Source organism: Pseudomonas moraviensis subsp. stanleyae (assembly GCF_036283065.1).
In the GTDB taxonomy this organism is placed as follows: Bacteria; Pseudomonadota; Gammaproteobacteria; order Pseudomonadales; family Pseudomonadaceae; genus Aquipseudomonas; species Aquipseudomonas stanleyae.
Genome location: NZ_JAADJI010000014.1, coordinates 89,222 through 111,401, shown reverse-complemented (window position 1 = coordinate 111,401; position 22,180 = coordinate 89,222). Strand labels below are relative to the sequence as shown.

Genomic DNA, 22,180 nt, shown 5'->3' with positions numbered 1-22,180 from the left:
TGAAAAGCCGTTGAAAAGGAGGGCTTGATGACAGAACCAATGTACCTGTCAAAGAGCGCCTTCGCGGCTCGGATCGGCAGGGCGCCCAGCTACATCACCTGGTTGAAAAACAACAACCGCCTGGTGCTGACCGCCGATGGTAAACAGGTCGATGTCACGGCCAGCGAAGCGTTGATTCGCGACACCGCTGACCCCAGCAAGGCCGCCGTTGCCGACCGCCACCACCGAGACCGGCTTCAGCGTGACGTGTACAGCCAGTTATCCAGTCAGGTCGAGCCGACTTCATTGGCTGCGCCGCCCGCGATCACCCCTGCGGGACAGCTGCCCGACTTCCAGAAAGCTCGGGCACTGCGCGAACACAACCTGGCCCAGCTCGCCGAGATCGAATTGCACAAGGCCAAGGGCTCGTTGGTCGCGATGTCGGCGGTCCAGACCGGGGCCTACAACGCCGGCCGCATGCTGCGCGATCAACTGCTGGGCATGCCTCCTCAGTTGGCTCCCGAGCTGGCCTCCATGACCGACCCTTGGGAAATCGAAAAGCACCTCACTGCGGCGATCCGTCGCTCGCTGGAGGATGCCGAACGGATGTCTTCAGCGGATCTTGAACACGCACTGACCACGAGTTAAGCCCATGCCCACGGATATTCCTGACGGTGCAGAGGTGTACCGCGAGGCGTATTTCCGTGGGCTACGGCCCGACCCGGATGTCTGGATCGATCAGTGGGCCGACGAGTACATGCGGATTCCGCGTGACACCGGTGCCGCTGAGCCGGGCCAGTACCGCACCTCGCGTACGCCGTATGCCCGCGAGCCCATGCGTTGTCTGTCGCCGGCTCACCCCTGCAAGCGCGTGATCACCATGGTCGCGTCGCAGCTGATGAAAACCCAGATCGGTTTGAATTGGATCGGCGGGCTGATGCACATGGCGCCGTCGAACATCCTGGCGCTGTTGCCAAGCCTCGGCCTGGCAAAGCGAGTGTCCGCGCGGATCGGCAAGACGATCAAGGCCACGCCCGTTTTACGGGAGCGCGTGGCGGCCAACCGTTCGCGGGATTCACGCAACACCATGGACACCAAGGAGTTCGAGGGCGGAACGTTGTACGTCACCACCGCCGGCTCGGCGGCCAACCTGTCGGAACTGTCGGCGCGCTACGTGTACGGCGACGAGATCGACCGTTGGGAAGTGGACATTGGCGAGGAGGGCGATCCCATCGAGCTGGCGGAAACCCGGGGCAGCACCTTCGGCCGCAACGCGAAGTTCTACTTCTCCAGCTCGCCGACGATCAAGGGCGCCTCACGGATTTCCGACCTATTCGACGGCAGCGACCAGCGGCACTACTACGTGCCATGTCCGACTTGCGGCCATATGCAGACCCTTGAATGGGAGCGGCTGCATTACTCGCAGGATTTCAGCGTGGTGCACTACCAGTGCGCCGGGCCTGAGTGTGACGTGCTGATTGAGGAGTACCACAAGGGCGAGATGCTCGCCAATGGCGAGTGGCGTGCCCATGCGGAGGGCGACGGCGAGACAGTCGGCTTCCACCTCAACGCGCTGTATTCGCCGCTGGGCTGGATGGACTGGAAATCACTGGCCAAGCAATTTGAAAAGGCCAAGAAGGCCCAGGCCAAAGGCGATCTGGAGCCGATGCAGGTGTTCTACAACACCCGTCTGGCGAAGGTCTGGGACGCCGCTCAGGAGCAAACCAAAGCCGATGTGCTGAGGCAACGGGCGAGGTTGGAAGCCTTCACCCTTGGCTCGATGCCGGCGGCGGTGCTGATGATCACCGGCGCCGTCGACGTTCAGGCCAACCGCCTGGAGTTCATGGCGATGGGCTGGGGTGTCGGCATGGAGCGCTGGGTCATCGACTACCAAGTGGTGTCGGGTGATCCCGCCGACGAGCGCACCTGGGCCGCGCTGGACGAATTACTCAAGGCCAAATATCGCCATCCCTGCGGTGTCGGTCTGGGCATTCTCGCGGTGGCCGTCGACTCTGGTGGTCATCACACCGATGAGGTCTACCAGTTCTGCCGGGTGCGTCGCTGGCGCAACGTGTTCGCCATCAAGGGTGCGAGCAAGCCCGGCAAGCCGGTGATTGCTCAGCGCCCATCCATGGTCGACGTGACCTGGAAGGGCCAGACCGAACGCAATGGCGCCGAGCTGTGGTTTGTCGGCACTGATACGGCTAAGGACTGGATCTACAACCGTTACCCGTTCGAATCGGGACCGGGTGCATTGCACTTTGCCAATGATCTGCCAGACGACTTCTTCGACCAGTGCGTTGCGGAGCGCAAGGTTGCCCGCTACATCCGGGGCCACAAGCGCATCGAATGGGTCAAGGGCAAGGCCGAGCGTAACGAAGCGCTCGACCTGATGGTGTACTGCCTGGCCATGGCGCACTACCTGGGTCTTAACCGCTACAAGGAACACGACTGGGAGCGGGTGCGTCAGGCCTTGGCGCAGTCAGGACTGTTCGACGAAGCATTGGGCATCAAGCCCGTGCAAGGCGAACGCGTCAGTAACCCGATGCCAGCGTCACCCGTTGCCGCACCACAACTGGCACCGCAACCCGCTGCTCCGGTAGTGCAATCGCGACCGGCAGCACCGCCACCTCAACGCCGCAGCTCCACCAGCGGTTACCTGAAGAGACGCTGATATGTCATTTACCCAGAAGCACCTCGACGCGGTTGAGGCGGCCATCGCTCGCGGTGAGAAAACCGTGCGCTACACCGACCGCACCGTGGAGTACCGCACGGTCGACGAACTGCTCAAGGCTCGCGAAGAAATCCGCACGTCGCTGATCAGCGCTGCCGGGCCGCGCTCTCGCGTGGTTCGGTTGTACCACGGAGGCAAAGGAGTCTAATGGCCCGCCACTATCCGACGCTGACCCGTAACGGATTCTTGCTGCCGTCGAACATCAAGGCCAGTTACGAAGGCGCCGGAGAGGGCCGCCGATCCACTGGCTGGGATGCTCCCGACAACGGGATCAACAGCATCAACACCCCGGCACTGCGTAACCTGCGTTCGCGTTCACGGGCGGCGGTTCGCAACGACCCGTATGCCTACAACGTGATCGACAAGCGCGTCAGCAACCTGATCGGCACCGGTATCACGCCACGGCCCAAGACCGACGACGAAGCCCTGCGCAAGTTTCTGCAGGAACTCTGGGAGGACTGGGTCGATGAATCGGACGCCGATGAGCGCACCGATTTCTACGGCCAGCAGGCACTGATCGCCCGCACAGTCGAGACCTCGGGCGAGTGCTTTGTTCGCTTGCGGCCGCGCAGTCTGGACGAAGGGTTAGCGGTGCCGTTGCAGATACAGGCGCTGGCTCCGGAGTTCGTCCCGCACGACAAGTACGAGACCACCAAGAACGGCAACATCATCCGCGCCGGAATCGAGTTCACCCCCGGTGGCAAACGAGTGGCGTACTGGATGTACCTGTCGCATCCGCGTGATGCCTCGTCGCTGAACGCCGGTTACAACCAGTTGGTGCGGGTGCCGGCGGAGCAGGTGCTGCATATTTTCGAACCGGTCGAGCCCGGGCAACTGCGTGGCGTGCCGCGATTGTCGCCGGTGCTCAAGCGCCTGCGCAGTCTCGACAACTACGACGATGCGGTGTTGTTCCGTCAGGAGGTGGCCAACCTGTTTGCCGGTTTCATCAGTCGGCCGGCGCCGGACTCTGGGCCGGTTCCGAGAGACCCGGTCACCGGCCAACCGTTGAGCCTGGATCGTGATGGTTTCACGCCGATGGTCGCGCTGGAGCCCGGCACCATGCAGGAGCTGGGGCCGGGTGAAGAGGTCGAGTTCTCCAAACCGCCGGACGCCGGCAACAACTACCCGGACTTCATGCGGCAGCAGCTAATGGCCGCTGCTGCAGGAACGGGTACGCCCTACGAGATCCTCACGGGCGACATGCGCGAGGTGAATGACAGGGCGCTGCGTGTGGTGCTCAACGAATTCCGGCGTCGCCTGGAGCAGCTGCAATTCAGTGTTTATGTCCATCAACTCTGCCGGCCCGTGCGGGCCGCGTGGATGGACATGGCGGTGTTGTCGGGAGCCCTGGTGCTGGAGGATTACGCACAGCGGCGGCGCCATTACCTGCGCACACGTTGGGTGCCGCAAGGCTGGGCCTACATCCAGCCGGTGCAGGACGTGCAGGCGCGGCGGATGGAAGTGCAGGCCGGCTTTGCCTCGCGTAGCGAAATGGTCCTGCGCACCGGCTACGACGCGGAAACGGTCGATGCGGAAAATGCGGCCGACCTGCAAAGGGCCACAACGCTGGGCCTCAATTACACCACTCTCGAAGCTTTCGTCCCCATCGACGACAAGGAGCAACCATGAGCAAAAAAGCGAGTCCGCGCATTTATAACCGGGCGGGCAAACGCGTGCAGGTACAGGACAAAACCTGGTACGCCCTGCAAGCCAGCGGCGAAGCCGCCGAGCGAGTAATCGAAGTCTTCGTCTACGGCGAGATCGGCGCCTGGGGTATTACCGCCAATCAGTTCGTGCAGGATCTGCGCGCCATGGACGATGGCGTCTCGGAGGTGATCGCGGCGTTCAACAGCATCGGCGGTGACCTGTTTGATGGGTTGGCCATGCACAACGTGCTGTCGCGTCTGGGCGAGCGCTGCACGGGGCGAATTGATGCACTGGCCGCCAGTGCGGCCAGCGTCGCAGTCTGCGGGGCACACAAGGTCGTGATCGCAGCGAACGCCATGCTGATGATTCACAACCCATGGACCTACGCGGCCGGGGATGCCGAAGACTTCCGCAAGGTGGCGGACGTCCTCGACCAAACCATGGAAGCGATCATTGCCGCCTACAAAGCGAAGGCGCCGAACATCGATGAGGTCGAATTGCGGCGGCTGGTGGCCGCTGAAACCTGGCTCACCGCCAATGAGGCCGTGGCCTTGGGCCTGGCTGATGAAGTCGGCGATGGCATCAAGGTCAAGGCCTGCCTCGGCCAAGGCGGTGTGCTGCAGCGTTACCAGCACGCACCGGCTGAACTGCTGGCCCAGCTCGACGAACCACCAGAGCCGGACCCGGAACTGGAACCTGACAATCCGCCACCGACGCCGCCTGTGGTCGATTCGGCCAAGCTGGCCTTGATGATCACCCAACGTTGTGCAGAGGCGGGCATCAACAACCTGGTCGCGCCGCTGCTCAGCTCCACCAAGCTTGAAAGCGAAGAGGTCGTCCAGGCCGGCCTGACACGCGCGAAGGCCGTGAATGATTTGTGCGTGGCTGCGCGCTTACCTGAGTTCAGTGCCGAGTACGTCGCGGCCGGTCTGGATGCGGCGGCGGTCCGGGCGCGGCTGTTCGACAAGATCGTCGGCAGTGGCAAGGGCTTTGAAATCGACAACAGCCTGCCGCTGGATGAAGACCCACCGCCGAAGGTGCAGGCCAAGCAAATCGATCAACCCTCGATCTGGTCGGCGCGCCAAGCCGCGCGCACCGCTAAACCCCAATCTGCTACAGGAGCAAGACGATGACGATTCAACGAGAGCCGATGCACGCAGGCGAGTTCCTCCTGTCTGAGGCCGCCGGCACCATTTCCCGCGAAGCCATCAACGTCGCGGCAGGGCCGGCGCTGGAGCCGGGGCAGATCCTCGGCCTGGTGAGCATTAGCGGCGAGTTCGCCCCGTACAACCCGACCGCTGAAGACGGCAGCGAAAACGCTATCGCCATTCTCTACGGCCCACTGGGCGAATCTGATGTGGTCCGTCGCGGCCGTGCCGTGGTGCGCTTGGCGGAAGTCAGCGAAGTCCATCTCACCGGTCTGGATCCGGCCGCTGAAAAGGCGCTGGCCACTCATTTTCTGATCGTCCGCTAAGACGATTCCCCTGATTACCGAACCCGCCGAGTGCGGGTTTTTTGCTTTCTGGAGATAGCTTCATGGCTGACATTGAAATCTTTAACGATGACGCGTTTTCGGTCTCTTCGCTGACCGCCGCCATCAACGAGCAGGAATACTTGCCAGGCCGCATCAGCAGCCTCGGCCTGTTTCAGGAAGAGGGCATCACCACTCTGACGGTGCAGATCGAAAAGGACGGCGACACTCTGGCACTGGTGCCGGCGGGTGAGCGTGGTACCTCCGGTCTGGTGGTCGCGGGCACCAAACGCAACCTGATCCCGTTCAACACCGTGCATCTGCCTCAGCGCTTTGCGATCAAGGCTGATGAGATTCAAGGCATCCGCGCCTTCGGTACACGTTCCGAGTTGCAGGCTGTGCAGGACGTGGTCAACAAACGCCTGGCCAAAGCCCGTCGACAGCTCGACGCCACGCACGAGTTCCAACGCATGGGTGCGCTCAACGGGCAGATCCTGGATGCCGATGGCTCGACGGTCCTTTTGGACATCTACAAAACCTTCGGTGTAACCCGCAAGAAAATGTCCATGGGCCTCAACAGTGCCGATACCGAGCTGCGCGTCAAATGCGGCGAAGCGTTGGACCTGCAAGAGGATGCACTGGGCAGTATCACCAGCACCGGTTCCCGCGCCTTCTGCGGCAAAAACTTCTGGAACAAGTTGATCGTCCACAAGTCGGTCAAGGAAACGTTCCTCAACAGCCAGCAAGCGGCGGCACTGCGTGGCGATGCCCGCGAAAGCTTCGAATTTGGCGGCATCGTTTGGGAGCGCTATCGCGGCAAGATCGCGGGCGTGACCTTTATCCATGACGACAAGGCGCTGTTGATTCCAGAAGGCGTCCCAGACCTGTACATCTCGGTGTTCGCGCCGGCGGACTACATGGAAACGGTCAACACCGAAGGCGTGCCGTACTACAGCAAGATCGAACCGATGCCGTTCAATAAAGGCATGTCCGGTGAAGCCCAGTCCAACCCGTTGCACCTGTGCACCCGACCGCTGGCGCAGATCCTGCTGGAGCTCTGACCATGGGCTTTCGCGATCTGATCGCCGAAGTCGATGCGGTGGTGTTCGAGACCCTGGGCGACACCGCGCGGATCGAAGGCCGGGAAGAACCGGTGCTGGGCATGTTCTCCGCGCCCTGGCTGCAGCCGAAGATCGGCAAGCTCAACACCGGCCTGCGCGAACCTCGGTTCGAGATTCGCGTCAGTGATTCGCACGGACTGGAGCAGGGTTTGTTGGTCACCATCGAACTGCCTGAGTTGGACGGTGGTGGCGAATACGACCTGCTGCAGCTGGAGCCCAGCGGTGACGGTCTGGTCGCCCTGATTCTGAGGATGCGCGCATGAGTGTCGGCAGCTATTTCAAGCCGTCAGCCGGTGGCGGGATGCTCTCCATCCAGTCCTCGGCTGCGGACCTGAAAGCGTTTCAGGACTTCGCCAAGCTGGTACCGAAAGCCGCCGCCGCAGCGCATCGTCGAGCCATCAACAAGACGCTGGGTTGGCTGCGCACGCACATTGCCCGAGCCGTCAGCCGGCAAGAGCGCATCGCCGTCGCGGCGGTGCGTCAGCGTTTGCGCAGTTACCCGGTGTCCGGGGGAGCCACAAGTGGCAAGTTGTGGTTTGGTCTCAACGCGATCGAGTCCAGCCGGATCGGGCGAGCACGGCAGTCCGGCAGCGGCGTGTCAGTGGCCGGGCGGCGGTATCAGGGGGCCTTTCTCAAGAAGGTCTATGGCAACAAACCCGACATCTGGATCCGCACCGCGAGCAAGCACTTCAACGCGGACGATTATCCTGACAGCACGGTGTCGCGAGGCGGTGGTGCCAGTTCGGGTTGGGTCGCGGAAAACGGCGATCGCTTTCCGCTGGCCAAAGCCAAGGTGTCGCTGGAGCAAGCCCGTCCGCACTTCGACACCTGGGTCAAACGGGCCGACGCGCGTCTGCTGGAGATCCTGCAACAAGAGCTCAACTTTGAGCTGCAGAAGTACCTGAAGGGGACGGCCCATGTCTGACGAGCCTTTTAGCCTGGACCAACTGTATCAGGCGATCGAGCAGCACCTGGCGAGCAATCTGTCTGGCATCAAAGCGGTAACGGCGTGGCCCAACATCAAGGACCGCATCGCATTGCCGGTGGTGTTCATTGAAATGGCAGAAATGGAACCGGGGGTTGATATCGGTACCGGCGAGACCAGCCTGATTTGCCGGTTCGAAGCGCGGATCATCGTTGATCCGATCCGCCCGAAGCACTGCCAACAGGCCGCGCATTTGGCAGCACAACTGGCCGTGTTGTTGCGCCTGCAAACCTGGGGCTTGGCGGTAGAGCCCGCTGAGTTCGTTCAGGCCACACAGGATTGGACCAAACCAGAGCTCGACGGTTACGTGGTCTGGCTCGTCGAGTGGACCCACCAGATTTATCTGGGCGTTGAGGAGTGGCCGTGGCCGGATGAGCCGCCGGGCTCGCTGGTGATCAATGTCGAGCCAGGTGACGGCCCGGTTCATCCGGAGGATCTGTGAGTTACGCCAGTGCCGAGCATGACCGCATGATTGCCGCCATGCTGATGCCATGCGTGGTGGTCGGGGTGGATCTGGCGGCCCCGGCGGTGCGAGTGTCCAATGGCGAATGGACCAGCGCCTGGGTGCGCTGGCACAGCCTCGCGGCCGGCAAGGCGCGACACTGGCGCGCGCCGAGCTTGGGTGAGCAAGGGGTGTTGTTCAACCCCAGCGGACAGGCGGGCATGGGCACCTTTATCCCGGGCCTGTATGGCAATGCCGGCGCCCAGCCGGACAACCGCGATCATGTGGAAGTCTGGCGCTTTGATGATGGGGGGTCGCTGATCTATGACTGGCAGGCCAAGACCTACACCATCACGTTGCCCACCGGGACGGTGACGATCAAGGTCGGCAGCACCGAAGTCGCCGTGACGGATAACGCCGTGACAGTGAAAGTGGGCGGCACCGAGGCGGCGCTGACGCCCGATTCTATGACGGTCAAATCGGCCGCGATCAAGCTGGTCGCGGCAGTAGAAATCGCCGGCACGTTACACGTAACGCAAGACATCACCGGTGGCGCCTCGATCCTCGCTGCAGGATCCAGCGACAACCATCACACGCACTAATCAACAACCTCACCCAGCCCGCCCAGTGCGGGTTTTTTATGCCTGGAGAAAACATGGCCAAGACCACCGAACAGCCTGCCGCCGATCAGTCGCCGGCGGATCTGCTGCTGACCTTTCGCGACAAGGTGTACACCTCGCGCACCCTGATCATTCCTGGCAGCGATCGCACGCTGTCGGTGGCCAAGGGGCGTGTCGAGGTGTCCGTTTCCGATGAGCAGGCAGTCGCGTACCTGAAGGCCCACCCCGAGCTTGAACCGCTGAAGGAGTGATGTCGATGATCGGAATGGATCGCCATACCGGCCAGCCCATTTCCGGCATCGAGCATCTGCGCCAGTCCATGGGTGACGTCCTGGGCACGTCACTGGGCAGCCGCCGGCACCGGCCGGAGTATGGCAGCAAGGTCCGCTCCTACGTGGATTTGCCCGTCAATGAGGGTTGGAAAAGCTCCGTGCAAGCGGAAGCCATCCGCGCCTTGGAACGCTGGGAGCCGCGACTGAAACTGGAGCGCGTGCGGGTGCTGTCGGTACTGGGCGGGCAAATAAATCTGAGCATTGCCGGCGACTACCTCGGTGACAGCTTTCTTGTGGAGGTCAGCGTATGAGTCTGCTGGATCTGTCGGCCCTGCCGGCGCCGGATGTGCTGGAGCCTCTGGACTTTGAGGCGACCTATGAGGAAGGGCTGGGCGTCTTTCGCGGCTACATGGGTAACAACTGGACCGCGACGCTGGAAAGCGACCCGGTCACCAAAGTGATCGAGGTCGGGGCTTACATCAAGGTCGGAAACCGCGCCCGGGTCAACGACGGCGCCAAGGCGTTGTTACTGGCCCATGCCATTGGTAGCGACCTCGATCAGTTGGGGGCTAATTACAATCTGAAGCGCCTGGTGATTCAGGCCGAGGATCTGACAGCGGTGCCGCCGGTACCGGAAATCAAGGAAAAGGACGATCCGTTTCGCGAGCGCATCCAGCTGGCCTTTGAGGGGTTGACCACGGCCGGGCCGCGTAACAGCTACATCCTGCATTCACGTAACGCGTCGGGGCTGGTGGCGGATGCCACGGCGGAAAGCCCGGCGCCGTGCTGCGTTACGGTAACGGTGCTGAGTTCGGAAGGGGAAGGCGAGGCCGGCCCTGAGCTGTTGGCCGTAGTGGAAACGGCGCTGAATGATGAGGATGTGCGGCCGCTGACGGACTGGATGACGGTGCAGAGTGCGGAGATTATCCGCTACCGCATCGACGCCATTTTGCACATGAGCAGTGCCGGGCCTGAGGGGGATGCCAGTTTGGCCGAGGCCATTAAGCGACTGGCGACCTGGATCAACCCGCGCAAGCGGTTGGGGGTTGAGGTGGCGCGGTCGGCGATTGACGCTCAGTTGCACGTTGCCGGCGTTTCCCGGGTTGAGCTGCCCGGATGGGTCGACCTGGCCCCGACCAAGGCGCAGGCGGCCTGGTGCTTCGACTATGACGTGAAGATGGCGGGGGCGACATGAGGAGTCTGCTGCCCAGCAATAGCACGCAACTGGAGCGCGCCCTGGAGGCGACGTTTTACGAGCGCACGATTGTCCCGCTGCGCACGCTCTACAACGCCGATACCTGCCCGGTGCATCTGCTGCCCCATCTGGCGTGGGCGTGGTCGGTCGATCGCTGGGATTACCGTTGGCCCGAAGCGACCAAGCGCGCCGCCATCAAGGCGTCGTATTACATCCATGCCCACAAGGGAACCATCGGCGCCTTGCGCCGGGTGGTCGAGCCCCTGGGCTACCTGATCGAAATCGTCGAGTGGTTCAACACGGTGCCCAAAGGCAAGCCGGGCACCTTCGCGCTGAAGGTTGGCGTTCTGGATACCGGGATCACCGAGGAAATGTATCAGGAGCTGGAGCGCCTGATCGACGACGCCAAGCCGGTCACCCGGCACCTCACCGGGCTGGCGATCAGCCTCGAAACCCAAGGCAATCTGAACATCAGTGTCGCCCTGTACGAAGGCGACGAAATCGACGTTTACCCGCCGGTGATGCGTGACATCGAGGTCACGGGCCGCTTCGGCGTGGTGGGGCGCGAACACTCCATAGACACTCTGGACGTTTACCATGATTGATGTGAACTCGCAGTTTTTCGCCATCCTCACGAACGTGGGCATGGCCAAGCAGGCGAACGCCGACGCGCTTGGCATTCCCTGGAAGATCACCGAAATGGGCGTGGGCGATGCCAACAACACCGACCCGATCCCCAATGCCTCGCAAACCACGCTAATCAACGAATGGCGGCGCCGGCCGCTGAATCAGCTCAAGATCGATCCGATCAATCCGGCGGTACTGATCGCCGAGCAGATTATCCCGGCGGATGAGGGCGGCAAGTGGATTCGCGAAATCGGTCTGTACGACGCGGACGGCGATCTGGTGGCGGTGGCCAACTGCGCGCCGAGCTTCAAGCCGATCCTGTCGCAAGGCTCAGGCCGCACACAAATCGTGCGGATGAACTTCATCGTCACCAGCACCGGCAACATCACGCTCAAGATCGATCCGTCGATTGTGCTGGCCTCGCGCGCCTACGTCGATGCGGTCATTCTGGAAGTACTGCCGAAGAACAAGACGCCCGGCGAATGGACCCGGGTCAAGACCAACGATCGGGGGATTGTGGTGTCGGGTGATAACCCCAGCACATTGGCCGGGATGGGCATCACCGACACCTACACCAAGGCTCAGATCGAAGCAATGATTGCCCAGGCATCGGCGTTGCCGGTCGGGACACAGGTTTCATTTCCGGTGAATAAGATTCCGCCGGGATTTCTGGAACGTGATGGCAGCGTTAAGAGCATTGCGGCTTATCCAGATTTGGCGGATTTTTTGGGCGGAGTGTTTAACAGGGGCGACGAGGGCGCTGGCAATTTCCGTCTGCCGGAATCGCGCGGTGAATTCGAGCGTGGCTGGGACCATGGGCGCGGTGTCGACGCTGGTCGCACGCTAGGTAGTTGGCAGAAAGCGACATTGATCGCGGTCGATGCGGTTAGTGCGGCCGGGGGCGCGGTTCAAGGATCTAGCACTGCTTTTAAGTTGAATGCTGATGGTTCTGGTACTAGTCAGCAGCTCGTGGGCGGTGACGTAGTTAGCTCTTCGACCTATCCCAATGCTGGGCTCTCAATCATCGGTGATGTTGCGGGCTCAAGCTTTATAAACTCAGAAGGCATTTATACCGCAGGGAACCTCGTCGGGGCTCGCCCTCGCAACATGGCCGTAGTGATGTGCATCAAGGCCTGGAACGCGCCGATCAATCAGGGAAACATTGATATCGCCGCGCTGGCCGCTTTGACTGCGCAAGCAACTGAGCTAAATCAGGGCACGGCCAAAGTCGCAACACAGGCACTTACTGATGCTGGTACTGATGATGCCACGATCGTGACGCCGAAAAAGTTGCGATTTGGCTTTGCCGTGAGTCGCGGTCCCAATGGATATATCGCGCTTCCGAGCTGGCTCGGCGGGCTGATTATTCAGTGGGGTGTGAAGGCAACCTCGGCGTCGGTTGGAAACAATCCCATAGTGTTTCCAACCGCATTTCCAAATGCTTGCTTTAGCGTGACTCTAGGTTTCTGGCTGACATCCCCGGCTAGTTACTACATGACAGGGGTAAACACTCAAACGTTGACCGGGTTCAATGTCTACAACCCGCAGGCCGCGCCATTGGTGCACAACTGGATCGCCATCGGCTACTAAAGGGAGTGGGCTATGTATTCTTCGCAGCAAACACGCGGGTTCTATGATGCTGCACTTCATACCGTCATGCCGGCGGATGTAGTGGAAATTTCTGCCGAGTATCACGCCGAGTTGATGGCGGGGCAGTCGAATGGCAAGGTGATTGAGTGGGGTGATGATGGCCTGCCTGTGCTGGCCGATCCGCAGTTGCCAGGCCCTGATGAGTTGGCAGCCGCCGAGCGTGTCTGGCGTGATGCGCAGATCTCCGTGACTGATGGTGTAGTAGCTCGTCACCGGGACGAGCAGGAGGCGGGGGGCGAAACCACGATTACCGTCGAGCAATATGCCGAGCTGCAAGCCCTCCGCCGGGAGTTGCGCGACTGGCCGCAAGGGGCGCAATTCCCGCTCGCGGAACATCGCCCAATCGCCCCGCCGTGGCTGACCGGCTCGCCTCAATAAACGCCCCGCACTGACGGGGCGCTTTCTTTTCCGTTACGCGTAACACGAACATCCCTCACAGCCTCGCTTATGCGGGGCTTTCTCGTTTCTGGAGATTGCCTTTATGAGTTTCTTTCACGGCGTTACGACCACGCTGCTCGACACCGGGGCGCGGACTATTTCGCTGCCATCGTCGTCGATCATCGGTCTGTGCGACACCTTCACCCCGGGCATCCTCGGCGGCGGCACGGCCAAGGCCGGCGAACTGAAGTTGATCACCTCCGAGCGCGAAGCTATCGCGGCGTTCGGCGCAGGCTCGGCCATCGCCAAAGCGGCAGCCGCGATCTACGTGCGGGCCAAGGCGGTGATCGTCGCTGTCGGCGTGCCCAAGCTCGAAGACGCCGCGTTGCAAACGTCCGCCATCATTGGCGGCGTTCTTGCCGATGGCCAGCGTACCGGTCTTCAGGCGCTGCTGGACGGCAAGAGCAAGCACAACGCCCAGCCCAAACTGTTGATTGCCCCGGGGCATTCGTCGACGCAGGCCGTGGCCACCGCCATGGATGCCCTGGCTGGCAAGTTGCGCGCGATCGCCATCATCGACGGGCCGAACACCACCGATGAGGCCGCCATGGCCTATGCCTTGAACTTCGGCAGCAAGCGGCTGTTTCTGGTCGATCCGGGTGTGCAGTTCTGGGACACGATCGAGAGCGCGACAGTCGATGCCCCTGGCTCGGCGTGGACGGCGGGCCTGTTCGCCTGGACCGATGCCGAGTACGGCTACTGGGCGTCGCCATCGAACAAAGAGTTTGTCGGCATCACCGGCACGAGCCGACCGGTCGAGTACCTGGATGGCGACGCCACCTGCCGGGCCAACCTACTGAACAACGCGAACATCACAACGATCATTCGTGACGGCGGTTTCCGTTTGTGGGGTAACCGCACACTGTCCAGCGATCCGAAATGGGCGTTCATCACCCGCGTGCGGACCTGCGACATCCTCATGGATGCGGTCCAGGCCGGGCACAAGTGGGCGGTCGACCGCTCGATCACCAAGACCTATGTCAAGGACGTCACCGAAGGCCTTCAGGCGTTCATGCGCGATGAGAAGAACCGGGGAGCGGTGATCAATTTCGAAGTCTACGCGGACGACGAAATGAGCACGGCCAGCCAAATCATGCAGGGCAAAGTCTACTGGCGCATCCGTTTCACCGACGTGCCGCCGGCGGAAAACCCGAATTTCCTCTTCGAAGTCACCGATCAATGGGCGACCGAAGTTCTTGAAGCAGCCTAAGGGGGCCGTTCGATGATTCCTCAAGTTCTCTCCAACTGTAACGCATTCGTCGACGGCGTCAGCTTTGCCGGCGACGTGCCGACCCTGTCGCTGCCCAAGCTGACCCAAAAGACCGACGACTACCAGGGCGGCGGCATGTTGTCGCCGGTCGAAATCGCCATGGGGCTGGAAAAGCTGGAAGCGGCGTTTACCACCAACGGCGTGCGCCGCGAGGCGCTGAAGTACTTTGGGCTGGCCGATCAGACCGCCTGCAATCTCGTGTTCCGCGGTGCCTTCAAGGGCCTGCGGGGCGTGGTCACGCCGGTCATCGTGACCATGCGCGGCGGCATCAAAGAGGTCGACATGGGCGACTGGAAACCGGCCGACAAGGCTGAAATCAAGCACGCGGTCAAACTGGTCTACTACAAGCTGGAGATCGACGGCCGGGTCATGTACGAGATCGACCCGCTCAACATGGTGATGGTGGTCGACGGCGTCGATCAAGCTGCCGCCGAACGCTCGGCTCTCGGCCTCTAAGGACAAAAGCACATGACCCAAGTAACCCAAGACCAAGAACTGCCGAGCTGGCTGAAGCTGAGCGATGAGGGCGTTACCGTAACGCTCAAATACAAAACCCTGATCAGCGGTGTCCTGACCGACAAGCTGATGATGCGTGCGCCCAGCGTCATGGATTGGCGCGCCTCCAAGGTGGCGGGCAATGGCGATTATGAAAAACAGGAGTTGTCGCTGTTTAGCAGCTTGCTGGGACTCACCGAGGCGGAATTGTTGAGTCTGAAATACAAGGACTATCAGCGCCTATCGGCGGGCTATTTTCGCCTGGTCGAAGAAGACGACGTTTAACGCGACCACCCTCAAAATGGCGGCCCAACGCTTGGCGAAAGAGACCGGTTTCTCTGCCGCCGAGATTACGGCCATGCCCTTTTCAGAGATGGTTTGGTGGCTCACGGATTGAGCCGCTGTTTGATCGACCCGACGTATAGGGCAAGTACATGGCGAACAAACTCGCGCTCGGCCTGGTCATTGGCGGGGCGGTCAGCTCTACCGTGGGTTCCGCGTTCAAGGATGTCACCAGTCGCATCAAGCGCCTGGAGGCCGAAGGCAAAAAAGCCCGGGTGCTGGAAAAGACCATTGGCGACACCATGCGGTTGCGCGATGAATGGCGCAAGGCACACATGGCGGGCGAGAAGGGCGCCGGCGCGTTGCTGAAACAGCTGGAAAGCAATCTCAGCAGCCTGAAGAAGCAAGGCGTTGAAGTTCGCAATCTGGCCAAGGCTTACAACACCATGGGGCAGGCGGCCGCCAAGGCCGAGCTGAAAGCCAAAGGTCACCAGCAAATCGATGAGGGCAAGCAGCGCCTGAGAAGCAGTGTCGGCCAGGCGGTCGCCGGCACGGCCGCGCTGGCGCTCCCGGCGAAAATCAGCGCGGACTATGGCGCGATCATTCGTGACATTGCGATCAAGTCGAACATTGCCAACAAGCCCGAAGAAGCGAAGTTATCCCAGACGGTGATCGACACATCTCGCGATACCGGCATGGCGCGCAATCAGGTGGCCGAGGTGGTCAACGCGCTGGTGGGGGCCGGCATGGAGCTGGACAAGGCCCTGCAATATGCCCCCACGGCGGCCAAGTTCGCCGTGGGCCAGGGCTCGGATGGCGGCGAAACCGCGCGCATGATCAACGCCCTGGGGCAGAACGCCAAAATCACCGATCCGGCCATGATGCAGAAGGCGCTGGAGGCGATCGCCTACCAAGGGCAGGCGGGCAGCTTCGAGGCGGCCGACATGGCGCGCTGGTTCCCTGAGCTGCTGGCCGGCATGGGCAAGCTGGGCATCACCGGGATGGATTCGGTCACGCAACTGGGCGCCATGCTTCAGGTGCAAATGAAGACCGCCGGCGGTTCAGATGAGGCGGCGAACAACCTCAAGAACTGGATGGAAAAGATCGGTTCGGGTGACACGGTCGAGGCCTACAAAAAGGCCGGGATCGATTATCAGGGCTCGATGAACACCGGCCTGCAGAATGGCAAGTCGACGCTGGAATCCAGCTTTGAGCTGGCCCAGAAGTACATAGCGGCAACCGATCCGAAGAAGGCCGCCGCCATGGCGCAAGCCACGGCCAAGATCAGCAAGGAGACCGATCCGGAAAAAGCCAAGGCCATGATTGCCTCCCTGGAGCAGGCCTTGCGCACTGGCGATCTGTTCGCCGATATGCAGGTCAAGGGCGCCTTGACCGCGTACATGCAGAACAAGGATCTGTATGCGAAGCTGAAAAGCGAGTCGGCCAGCGCCACGGGGATTCTGGACAAGAACCTTGAGGAACGCCGGCAGTCGTCCGCGCAGAAACAGGCGGAAATGGTCCAGGGCATCGACGACGCCATGCGTGGCATCGGTGATGCCTTTCGGCCGGTGACTGACGCAGTGGTCGATGGGGTGACCTCCGTCACGCAAGGCCTCGCCAAACTGTCCGATGAGTCGCCCCGGCTGGTGACGGGTATCGGTGCGGCCGTCGCAGCCGTGATCGGCTTTCAGGCCGCCATGAGCAGCTTCAAGATTGCCAAGGGCCTGATGAACATCGGGCGCGGCTCGCTGATGGGCAATCCCAACATCCCGCAAAAGGTGATCGTCACCAATATGCCGGCCGGCGGTGCCGGCGGGCTGGATGGCGGCGACCTCGATGCCGGTGGCGAAGGCAAGAAAGGAAAAAAAGGCAGGGCGAGCGGCAAGGGCGGCGGCGTGCGTGGTGGGGGTGGTGTCGGTGCTGTTGTCAAAGGGGCGGCGGTATTCGCGGTCGCTGAGGCCGGTTACAAGGCCTATGACACCTATCAGAACGCCGAGACGCGGGACGAGAAGGCCGAAGGCTATGGCGCAGCGGCGGGCGGGTTGGCGGGCACGCTGACCGGTGCCGCCGCTGGGGCGGCGATCGGTACGGCGGTGTTGCCGGTGATTGGCACCTTTGTCGGCGGATTGATTGGGGGGTATCTCGGCAGCCAGGGCGGTGACGCTCTGGGTGGTGCGATCGGCAAGTCGATGTTTGGCACGCCCGACGAGCTGAAGCGGATGCCGGCCGCCGGGCCGCTGATGATGAGCAATGCCGGCAAGGACATCCCGCCGGTGATGGGCAGCATTGCCAAGTCGTTCGCCGCGCCAGTGGCCGGGTCGCTGGTGATGGCCCGTGGCGGTGCTCCGGTGATGCCGGCCGCCGCTGTGCCCGCACGCGCTGTCACCGCTGCCGAAACGCAGCCCGGTGATGCCGCGCGCTCGATGATGTTGCCCCCGGCCAGCGCCGATATCGGGGCAGGGCCGTTGGCCAAGGTCCTGGCGCCAGTCGTGAAGCCGGAGCCCGCCAAGATCGAATCCAAGGTGGACATTCAGGCGCCGTTTTCGCTGACGGTCAACGGTGACGTCAAGGACGCGGCGCAGCTGTACGGTCAGCTCAAGCCGTTGCTCGATCAGCACTATCGCGACATGGCCAAGCAAATGGGGAGCGCTCAACTCTTTGACGCGCCGCACGTTTAATCAGGAGGGCTCATGGAAGCATTGGGTCAATTACAGTCGGGGCTGAAGTACCTGGCCTCAGCCGGGGAAACCGGTCGGCGCAGCCTGGACGGCATGCTGGGGCCGGTGAATGGCGCGATCGGGGAAATCACCGGCGCAACGTCCGAGCTGGAGGGGCTGCCCTTTGTTGGTCCCGCGATCGGGGCCAAGCTGCAGCGCGTCATGCGTGGGGTGAATGCGGCTCAGGCCAAGGTCGGGCAGGTGGTGGCCACGTACAACACGGCCACCCGGGCGCTGTCGCAGATCGACGAGCGCATGGCGGTGCTGAAGGAGCAGGCGGGCAAGGCCGCGACGGCGATCAATAAGATCGCCGGCAAGGCCAGTCCGGCGCTGGCCAACATCGTGCCCACCGGGGCCTTTGCCACGGATTCGACGCCGGCGCCGGAGGCGGTGAAGCCGTTCCCGCACCTGCTGATCATCCAGCCCAAAGACCCCAAGGCGCCGCCGTATTTTTTCAACCTCGACACGGCGGCCTTTGACGAGCTGCGACGCTCGACCGAATTCCGCTGGGCCTCGCAGGAGCGCCTGTCGCGCCGGCCGGCGCAGCAAGCCGTGGGCATGGGCGACGAGAAGATCACGCTCAAGGGTGCGATCTTTCCGGGGTTCAAGGGCGGGCTGAAGCAGCTCGACACATTGCGCGCGATCGGCGCCAGGCTTGAACCGTTGAGTCTGGTGACGGGCTATGGCGAGGTGCTGGGGAACTGGTGCCTCAAGAGCATTGAAGAAGAACAGAGCGCGCTGATGCAGGGTGGCATCCCGCGCAAACAAGTGTTCACGCTGGAGTTTGTGCGCTATGGCGACGACATGCAGAACGTCTGACGGGGATCTGTTGGACACCATCTGTCACAACTACTACGGCCATCTGGTCGGCAGTGTCGAGGCGGTGCTGGATGCTAATCAGGGTTTGGCTGACGAGCCTCAACCCTATCGCGTCGGAGTAGTCATCACGCTGCCGGATCTGCTGGCCCCCGCTACGGAGCAGGTAACGCTATGGGATTGATGGTCTACACTCGTGCCGTTCATCGCTTCAAATTCCTTACTTTCTTGCCCGCCTTGTGCGGGTTTTTTTTGGAAAAAAATTCATGACGCCCATCTTTCGGATCGTGGCGGATGGTGCCGATATCACGAGCCTGATCAACGATCGGCTGTTACAGCTCAGTACCACGGACAAGCCCGGCATGGAGTCCGACGAGTTCGAACTGCGCATTGATGATCGCGACGGGCTGGTGACGCTGCCCCGTAAGGGCATTGGGATCGAGATCTACCTGGGCTATACCGAGACGACTCTGGCGCGCCTGGGGCGCTACGTGGTGGACGAGGTCACGGTATCCGGGCCGCCGGATGTGATCGTGATCAAGGGCAAGGCCAGCGACATGCGCGGGAGCGGCAAGACCATCCGCAGCGGTAGCTGGGAGAACGTGCCGCTGTCGAAGATCGTGAGCGATGTCGCCACGCGTAATGGCTGGCAGCCGGTGTGCCCGGTCACGACGAAGGTCGCCCGGGCGGACCAGCTCAGCGAGTCGGATTTCAACTTCATCACGCGCCTGGCCAAGCAATACGACTGTACCGCCAAGGTGGGCGACGGGAAGCTGTTGGTGATGCCCCGCCAAGGTGGGCAGACGGCCAGCGGTAAGGCGTTCGGGATGGTCACCCTGACCCGCAGTGACGTCAGTCGCTGGCAGTTTCGCTTTGGCGATCGCAGTGCGCACAAGGCGGTGGCCACCAAGCACCAGGACAAGAAGACCGGAAAGCTCGCGGTCGTCTCCCTGGACAATGACGACGTGCCGGACGGCCTGCCGGCGGTGCATACCGATCGGCATATTCACCCGAACAAGACCGCCGCGGAATCGGCGGCCAAGGCGCGCTTGGCGGCGTTCAACCGCTCGAGCGCGGATGTTCGCTTTGAAATGCCCGGGCGCACGGACCTGTTTGCCGAGCGGTCCATTAACGCCCAGGGCTTCAAGGTCGGGCTCGATGGCGAATACCTGATTGATTCGGTCGAGCAGGTCTACACCCAAGCCGGTTGGTCGACCACCGTCGAATGCAACGGCGGCAAGAACGGCAAGGCCAAGGCCAAGGGCAGGAAAAAGAAGAAGGAGGCGAAGCCGATCAAAGTCGTGTCCCTGAAGTAACGCGAAAACGAATCCATAGCCGCCGAGTGCGGTTTTTTTATGCCTGGAGTTTGTATGTCCTTAACCGAGAAACAGCTGCAACTCATCATGCCCAACGCCCGCCGCCAAGCGGGCGTTTTTGTATCCGCCCTAAGCACCGCCATGGCCCACCGGCAAATCAACACGCCGAAGCGGCAGGCCGCATTCCTGGCCCAAGTCGGTCACGAGTCCGGCCAACTGCAGTACGTCCGCGAACTGGGCGGCGATCAGTACCTGAGCAAGTACGACACCGGCAGTCTGGCGGCGAAGCTGGGCAATACGCCGGAGCCGGATGGTGACGGCCAGCGTTATCGCGGTCGTGGCTTGATTCAGATCACTGGCCGCAACAACTACCTGCGCTGCAGCCTGGCACTGTTCGGCGATGAACGATTGCTGCGCACCCCGGAGCTGCTCGAGCTGCCGCGATGGGCTGCCGAATCGGCCGCGTGGTTCTGGTGGGTGCGTGAGCTGAACGCTTTGGCGGATCGGGATGAGTTCGAGGCGATTACCCGCAAGATCAACGGTGGACTCAATGGCCTGCCAGATCGGCTGCAATTGTGGGAGCGGGCGAGGGCGGTGCTATGCGTCTCTTCGACCTGATTCCGGCGCCGTATCGGCTACTGGTCATCGTCTTGCTGCTGGCCGCATTGGCCGGTGGTTCTGCCGTGGCGGCTTGGCAGGTTCAGGACTGGCGCTACGGTAGGCAGCTGGAGCAACAAGCCCGCCTGCAGGCGGAAAGCCTCAACCAACAGACACTGGCGGCTGCAGCGCAGCAACAAGCCGAGCAGGCCAAACGTCTGGCCTTGGAGCAACGGCTTTCAGCCAGCGAACAAACCCATTACCGAGCCCTGAGCAATGCCCAACGTGATCAAGGTCGCCTGCGCGACCGCCTTGCCACTGCTGATCTGCGCCTGTCAGTCCTACTCGATGCCACCTATTCAGCCAGCGGCGGCACAGTGTCAGCCGCCACCACAACCGGCGGCGTGGTTCATGGTCCCTCAAGAGCCCAACTTGACCCAGCGCATGCTCAACGAATTATCGGCATCACCGATGCCGGCGACCAAGGACTGATCGCGTTGGCGGCCTGTCAGGCCTATGCCAAAGAAGTCTCAACACCGAAGTGAAAAAGAGCGACCGGGGTGGATGCGTCAACATCCAACCCGGCCGCCGTCCCTGCAGATTGTCCCTGCAAGTCCAGCCAAGGCTCTTACTCCGTGCACGAAGCGCGGTGAGCCTAGCACCTGTTTATCCATACAGTAAAGGTCTTGCTCTCTATGTCTACACCCATCATCCCTTGGATGGGCGGCAAACGCCGCCTGGCCGACCGCCTCATTCCACTTTTTCCGCCACACGAATGCTACGTCGAAGTCTTTGCCGGCGGTGCCGCGCTCTACTTCATGCGGCCCCAGGCTGCACCCGTGGAAGTCCTCAACGACATCAACGGCGACCTGGTCACGCTGTACCGCGTCGTGCAGAACCACCTCGAAGAATTCGTGCGCCAATTCAAATGGGCGCTCAGCTCCCGGCAGGTGTTCGAGTGGCAGAAGATGACCCGCCCTGAAACCCTCACCGACATCCAGCGCGCCGCCCGATTCTTCTACCTGCAACATCATGCCTTCGCCGGCAAGGTCACCGGGCAGACGTTCGGAACCGCCACTACCGGTCCGGCCATTAATCTGCTACGGATCGAGGAGAATCTGTCGGCCGCCTGGCAGCGCCTGTCCGGCACCTACGTCGAAAACCTGCCCTGGCTGGAATGCGCCGAACGCTACGACCGTGCTCATACCTTCCATTACATGGATCCGCCTTACTGGCAGACCGCCGGCTATGGGGTCGACTTTCCGTTTGAGAACTACGAGCGAATGGCCGACTTCATGCGCCACTGCAAAGGCAAGGTGATGGTGAGCATTAACGATCATCCGGACATCAGGCGGGTGTTTGATGGCTTTCACTTCGAGACGCTGGACATCCGCTACAGCAACACCAACCAACGGCAGGGGAAGGCCGAGGTGAGCGGTGAGCTGGTGATCATGAACTGGAAACCTGAAATATTGGGTAGTCTGTTCTAGTTTCGACAAACTACTC

The 22,180-nt window shown here is 61.8% G+C and carries 27 protein-coding genes; all 27 read left to right on the top strand.

All coding sequences use genetic code 11. The features are described from left to right. The first annotated feature begins 27 nt into the window (after nt 1-27). Nucleotides 28-627: a terminase small subunit gene (locus GXB78_RS24345; RefSeq protein ID WP_329517334.1), complete on the top strand. Its 600-nt coding sequence runs from the start codon at nt 28-30 to the stop codon at nt 625-627. Between the two features lie 4 nt (nt 628-631). Next, nucleotides 632-2,653 carry a phage terminase large subunit family protein gene (locus tag GXB78_RS24340; RefSeq protein WP_329517333.1) on the top strand — a complete coding sequence of 674 codons (2,022 nt, stop codon included), beginning with the start codon at nt 632-634 and terminating at the stop codon, nt 2,651-2,653. A 1-nt stretch (nt 2,654) separates the two neighbouring features. Next, nucleotides 2,655-2,861 carry a phage head-tail joining protein gene (locus GXB78_RS24335; RefSeq protein ID WP_201059406.1) on the top strand — a complete coding sequence of 69 codons (207 nt, stop codon included), beginning with the start codon at nt 2,655-2,657 and terminating at the stop codon, nt 2,859-2,861. Beyond that, entirely contained in the window at nt 2,861-4,342 is a 1,482-nt protein-coding gene (locus tag GXB78_RS24330; protein ID WP_329517332.1) for a phage portal protein, read from the top strand. The genes GXB78_RS24335 and GXB78_RS24330 overlap by 1 nt, the downstream gene beginning before the upstream one ends. Next, nucleotides 4,339-5,493, top strand: coding sequence for a head maturation protease, ClpP-related (locus GXB78_RS24325; protein WP_329517331.1), 1,155 nt, complete (start codon nt 4,339-4,341; stop codon nt 5,491-5,493). Before GXB78_RS24330 ends, GXB78_RS24325 begins: the two co-directional genes overlap by 4 nt. Continuing rightward, nucleotides 5,490-5,834, top strand: a complete 345-nt coding sequence (locus GXB78_RS24320; RefSeq protein ID WP_329517330.1) for a head decoration protein — start codon at nt 5,490-5,492, stop codon at nt 5,832-5,834. Before GXB78_RS24325 ends, GXB78_RS24320 begins: the two co-directional genes overlap by 4 nt. Before the next feature lie 62 nt (nt 5,835-5,896). Further along, complete coding sequence (locus GXB78_RS24315; RefSeq protein ID WP_329517329.1) at nt 5,897-6,892, top strand: major capsid protein; 996 nt, start codon at nt 5,897-5,899, stop codon at nt 6,890-6,892. Between the two features lie 2 nt (nt 6,893-6,894). After that, a complete protein-coding gene (locus GXB78_RS24310; RefSeq protein WP_201059397.1) occupies nt 6,895-7,215 on the top strand; it encodes a head-tail joining protein in 321 nt (106 codons plus the stop codon). Continuing rightward, nucleotides 7,212-7,877, top strand: a complete 666-nt coding sequence (locus tag GXB78_RS24305) for a hypothetical protein (protein ID WP_329517328.1) — start codon at nt 7,212-7,214, stop codon at nt 7,875-7,877. Before GXB78_RS24310 ends, GXB78_RS24305 begins: the two co-directional genes overlap by 4 nt. Continuing rightward, a complete protein-coding gene (locus GXB78_RS24300) occupies nt 7,870-8,379 on the top strand; it encodes a hypothetical protein (RefSeq protein WP_329517327.1) in 510 nt (169 codons plus the stop codon). The genes GXB78_RS24305 and GXB78_RS24300 overlap by 8 nt, the downstream gene beginning before the upstream one ends. Beyond that, a complete protein-coding gene (locus GXB78_RS24295) occupies nt 8,376-8,981 on the top strand; it encodes a phage baseplate assembly protein V (protein WP_329517326.1) in 606 nt (201 codons plus the stop codon). Before GXB78_RS24300 ends, GXB78_RS24295 begins: the two co-directional genes overlap by 4 nt. A gap of 53 nt (nt 8,982-9,034) precedes the next feature. Then, nucleotides 9,035-9,250, top strand: a complete 216-nt coding sequence (locus GXB78_RS24290) for a hypothetical protein (RefSeq protein ID WP_329517325.1) — start codon at nt 9,035-9,037, stop codon at nt 9,248-9,250. Between the two features lie 5 nt (nt 9,251-9,255). Beyond that, entirely contained in the window at nt 9,256-9,582 is a 327-nt protein-coding gene (locus GXB78_RS24285; RefSeq protein ID WP_201059388.1) for a GPW/gp25 family protein, read from the top strand. Further along, complete coding sequence (locus tag GXB78_RS24280; RefSeq protein ID WP_329517324.1) at nt 9,579-10,466, top strand: baseplate assembly protein; 888 nt, start codon at nt 9,579-9,581, stop codon at nt 10,464-10,466. The genes GXB78_RS24285 and GXB78_RS24280 overlap by 4 nt, the downstream gene beginning before the upstream one ends. Continuing rightward, nucleotides 10,463-11,071 (top strand): phage tail protein I, encoded by a 609-nt coding sequence (locus GXB78_RS24275; RefSeq protein ID WP_329517323.1) that lies wholly within the window; start codon nt 10,463-10,465, stop codon nt 11,069-11,071. Before GXB78_RS24280 ends, GXB78_RS24275 begins: the two co-directional genes overlap by 4 nt. Then, entirely contained in the window at nt 11,064-12,683 is a 1,620-nt protein-coding gene (locus GXB78_RS24270; protein WP_329517322.1) for a phage tail protein, read from the top strand. Before GXB78_RS24275 ends, GXB78_RS24270 begins: the two co-directional genes overlap by 8 nt. A 12-nt stretch (nt 12,684-12,695) precedes the next feature. Continuing rightward, on the top strand, nt 12,696-13,121 hold the full coding sequence (locus GXB78_RS24265; RefSeq protein ID WP_329517321.1) for a phage tail protein: 426 nt from the start codon (nt 12,696-12,698) through the stop codon (nt 13,119-13,121). Between the two features lie 103 nt (nt 13,122-13,224). Beyond that, nucleotides 13,225-14,391, top strand: coding sequence for a phage tail sheath family protein (locus tag GXB78_RS24260; protein WP_329517320.1), 1,167 nt, complete (start codon nt 13,225-13,227; stop codon nt 14,389-14,391). Between the two features lie 12 nt (nt 14,392-14,403). Beyond that, nucleotides 14,404-14,907 (top strand): phage major tail tube protein, encoded by a 504-nt coding sequence (locus GXB78_RS24255; protein ID WP_201059377.1) that lies wholly within the window; start codon nt 14,404-14,406, stop codon nt 14,905-14,907. 12 nt (nt 14,908-14,919) lie between these two features. Next, nucleotides 14,920-15,231: a phage tail assembly protein gene (locus tag GXB78_RS24250; protein WP_123720930.1), complete on the top strand. Its 312-nt coding sequence runs from the start codon at nt 14,920-14,922 to the stop codon at nt 15,229-15,231. 149 nt (nt 15,232-15,380) lie between these two features. Next, on the top strand, nt 15,381-17,906 hold the full coding sequence (locus GXB78_RS24245) for a phage tail tape measure protein (RefSeq protein ID WP_329517319.1): 2,526 nt from the start codon (nt 15,381-15,383) through the stop codon (nt 17,904-17,906). Nucleotides 17,907-17,918: 12 nt separating this feature from the next. Beyond that, a complete protein-coding gene (locus GXB78_RS24240; protein ID WP_329517318.1) occupies nt 17,919-18,764 on the top strand; it encodes a phage tail protein in 846 nt (281 codons plus the stop codon). Beyond that, on the top strand, nt 18,739-18,945 hold the full coding sequence (locus GXB78_RS24235) for a tail protein X (RefSeq protein WP_329517317.1): 207 nt from the start codon (nt 18,739-18,741) through the stop codon (nt 18,943-18,945). The genes GXB78_RS24240 and GXB78_RS24235 overlap by 26 nt, the downstream gene beginning before the upstream one ends. 82 nt (nt 18,946-19,027) lie before the next feature. Beyond that, nucleotides 19,028-20,077: a phage late control D family protein gene (locus GXB78_RS24230; RefSeq protein ID WP_329517316.1), complete on the top strand. Its 1,050-nt coding sequence runs from the start codon at nt 19,028-19,030 to the stop codon at nt 20,075-20,077. 54 nt (nt 20,078-20,131) lie between these two features. Continuing rightward, entirely contained in the window at nt 20,132-20,695 is a 564-nt protein-coding gene (locus GXB78_RS24225) for a glycoside hydrolase family 19 protein (RefSeq protein WP_329517315.1), read from the top strand. Then, the gene (locus GXB78_RS24220) at nt 20,677-21,219 is read left to right on the top strand and encodes a lysis protein (protein WP_329517314.1); all 543 of its coding nucleotides are present in this window, start codon (nt 20,677-20,679) and stop codon (nt 21,217-21,219) included. Before GXB78_RS24225 ends, GXB78_RS24220 begins: the two co-directional genes overlap by 19 nt. Nucleotides 21,220-21,369: 150 nt before the next feature. Continuing rightward, nucleotides 21,370-22,164 (top strand): DNA adenine methylase, encoded by a 795-nt coding sequence (locus GXB78_RS24215; protein WP_329517313.1) that lies wholly within the window; start codon nt 21,370-21,372, stop codon nt 22,162-22,164. Nucleotides 22,165-22,180 lie beyond the last annotated feature (16 nt).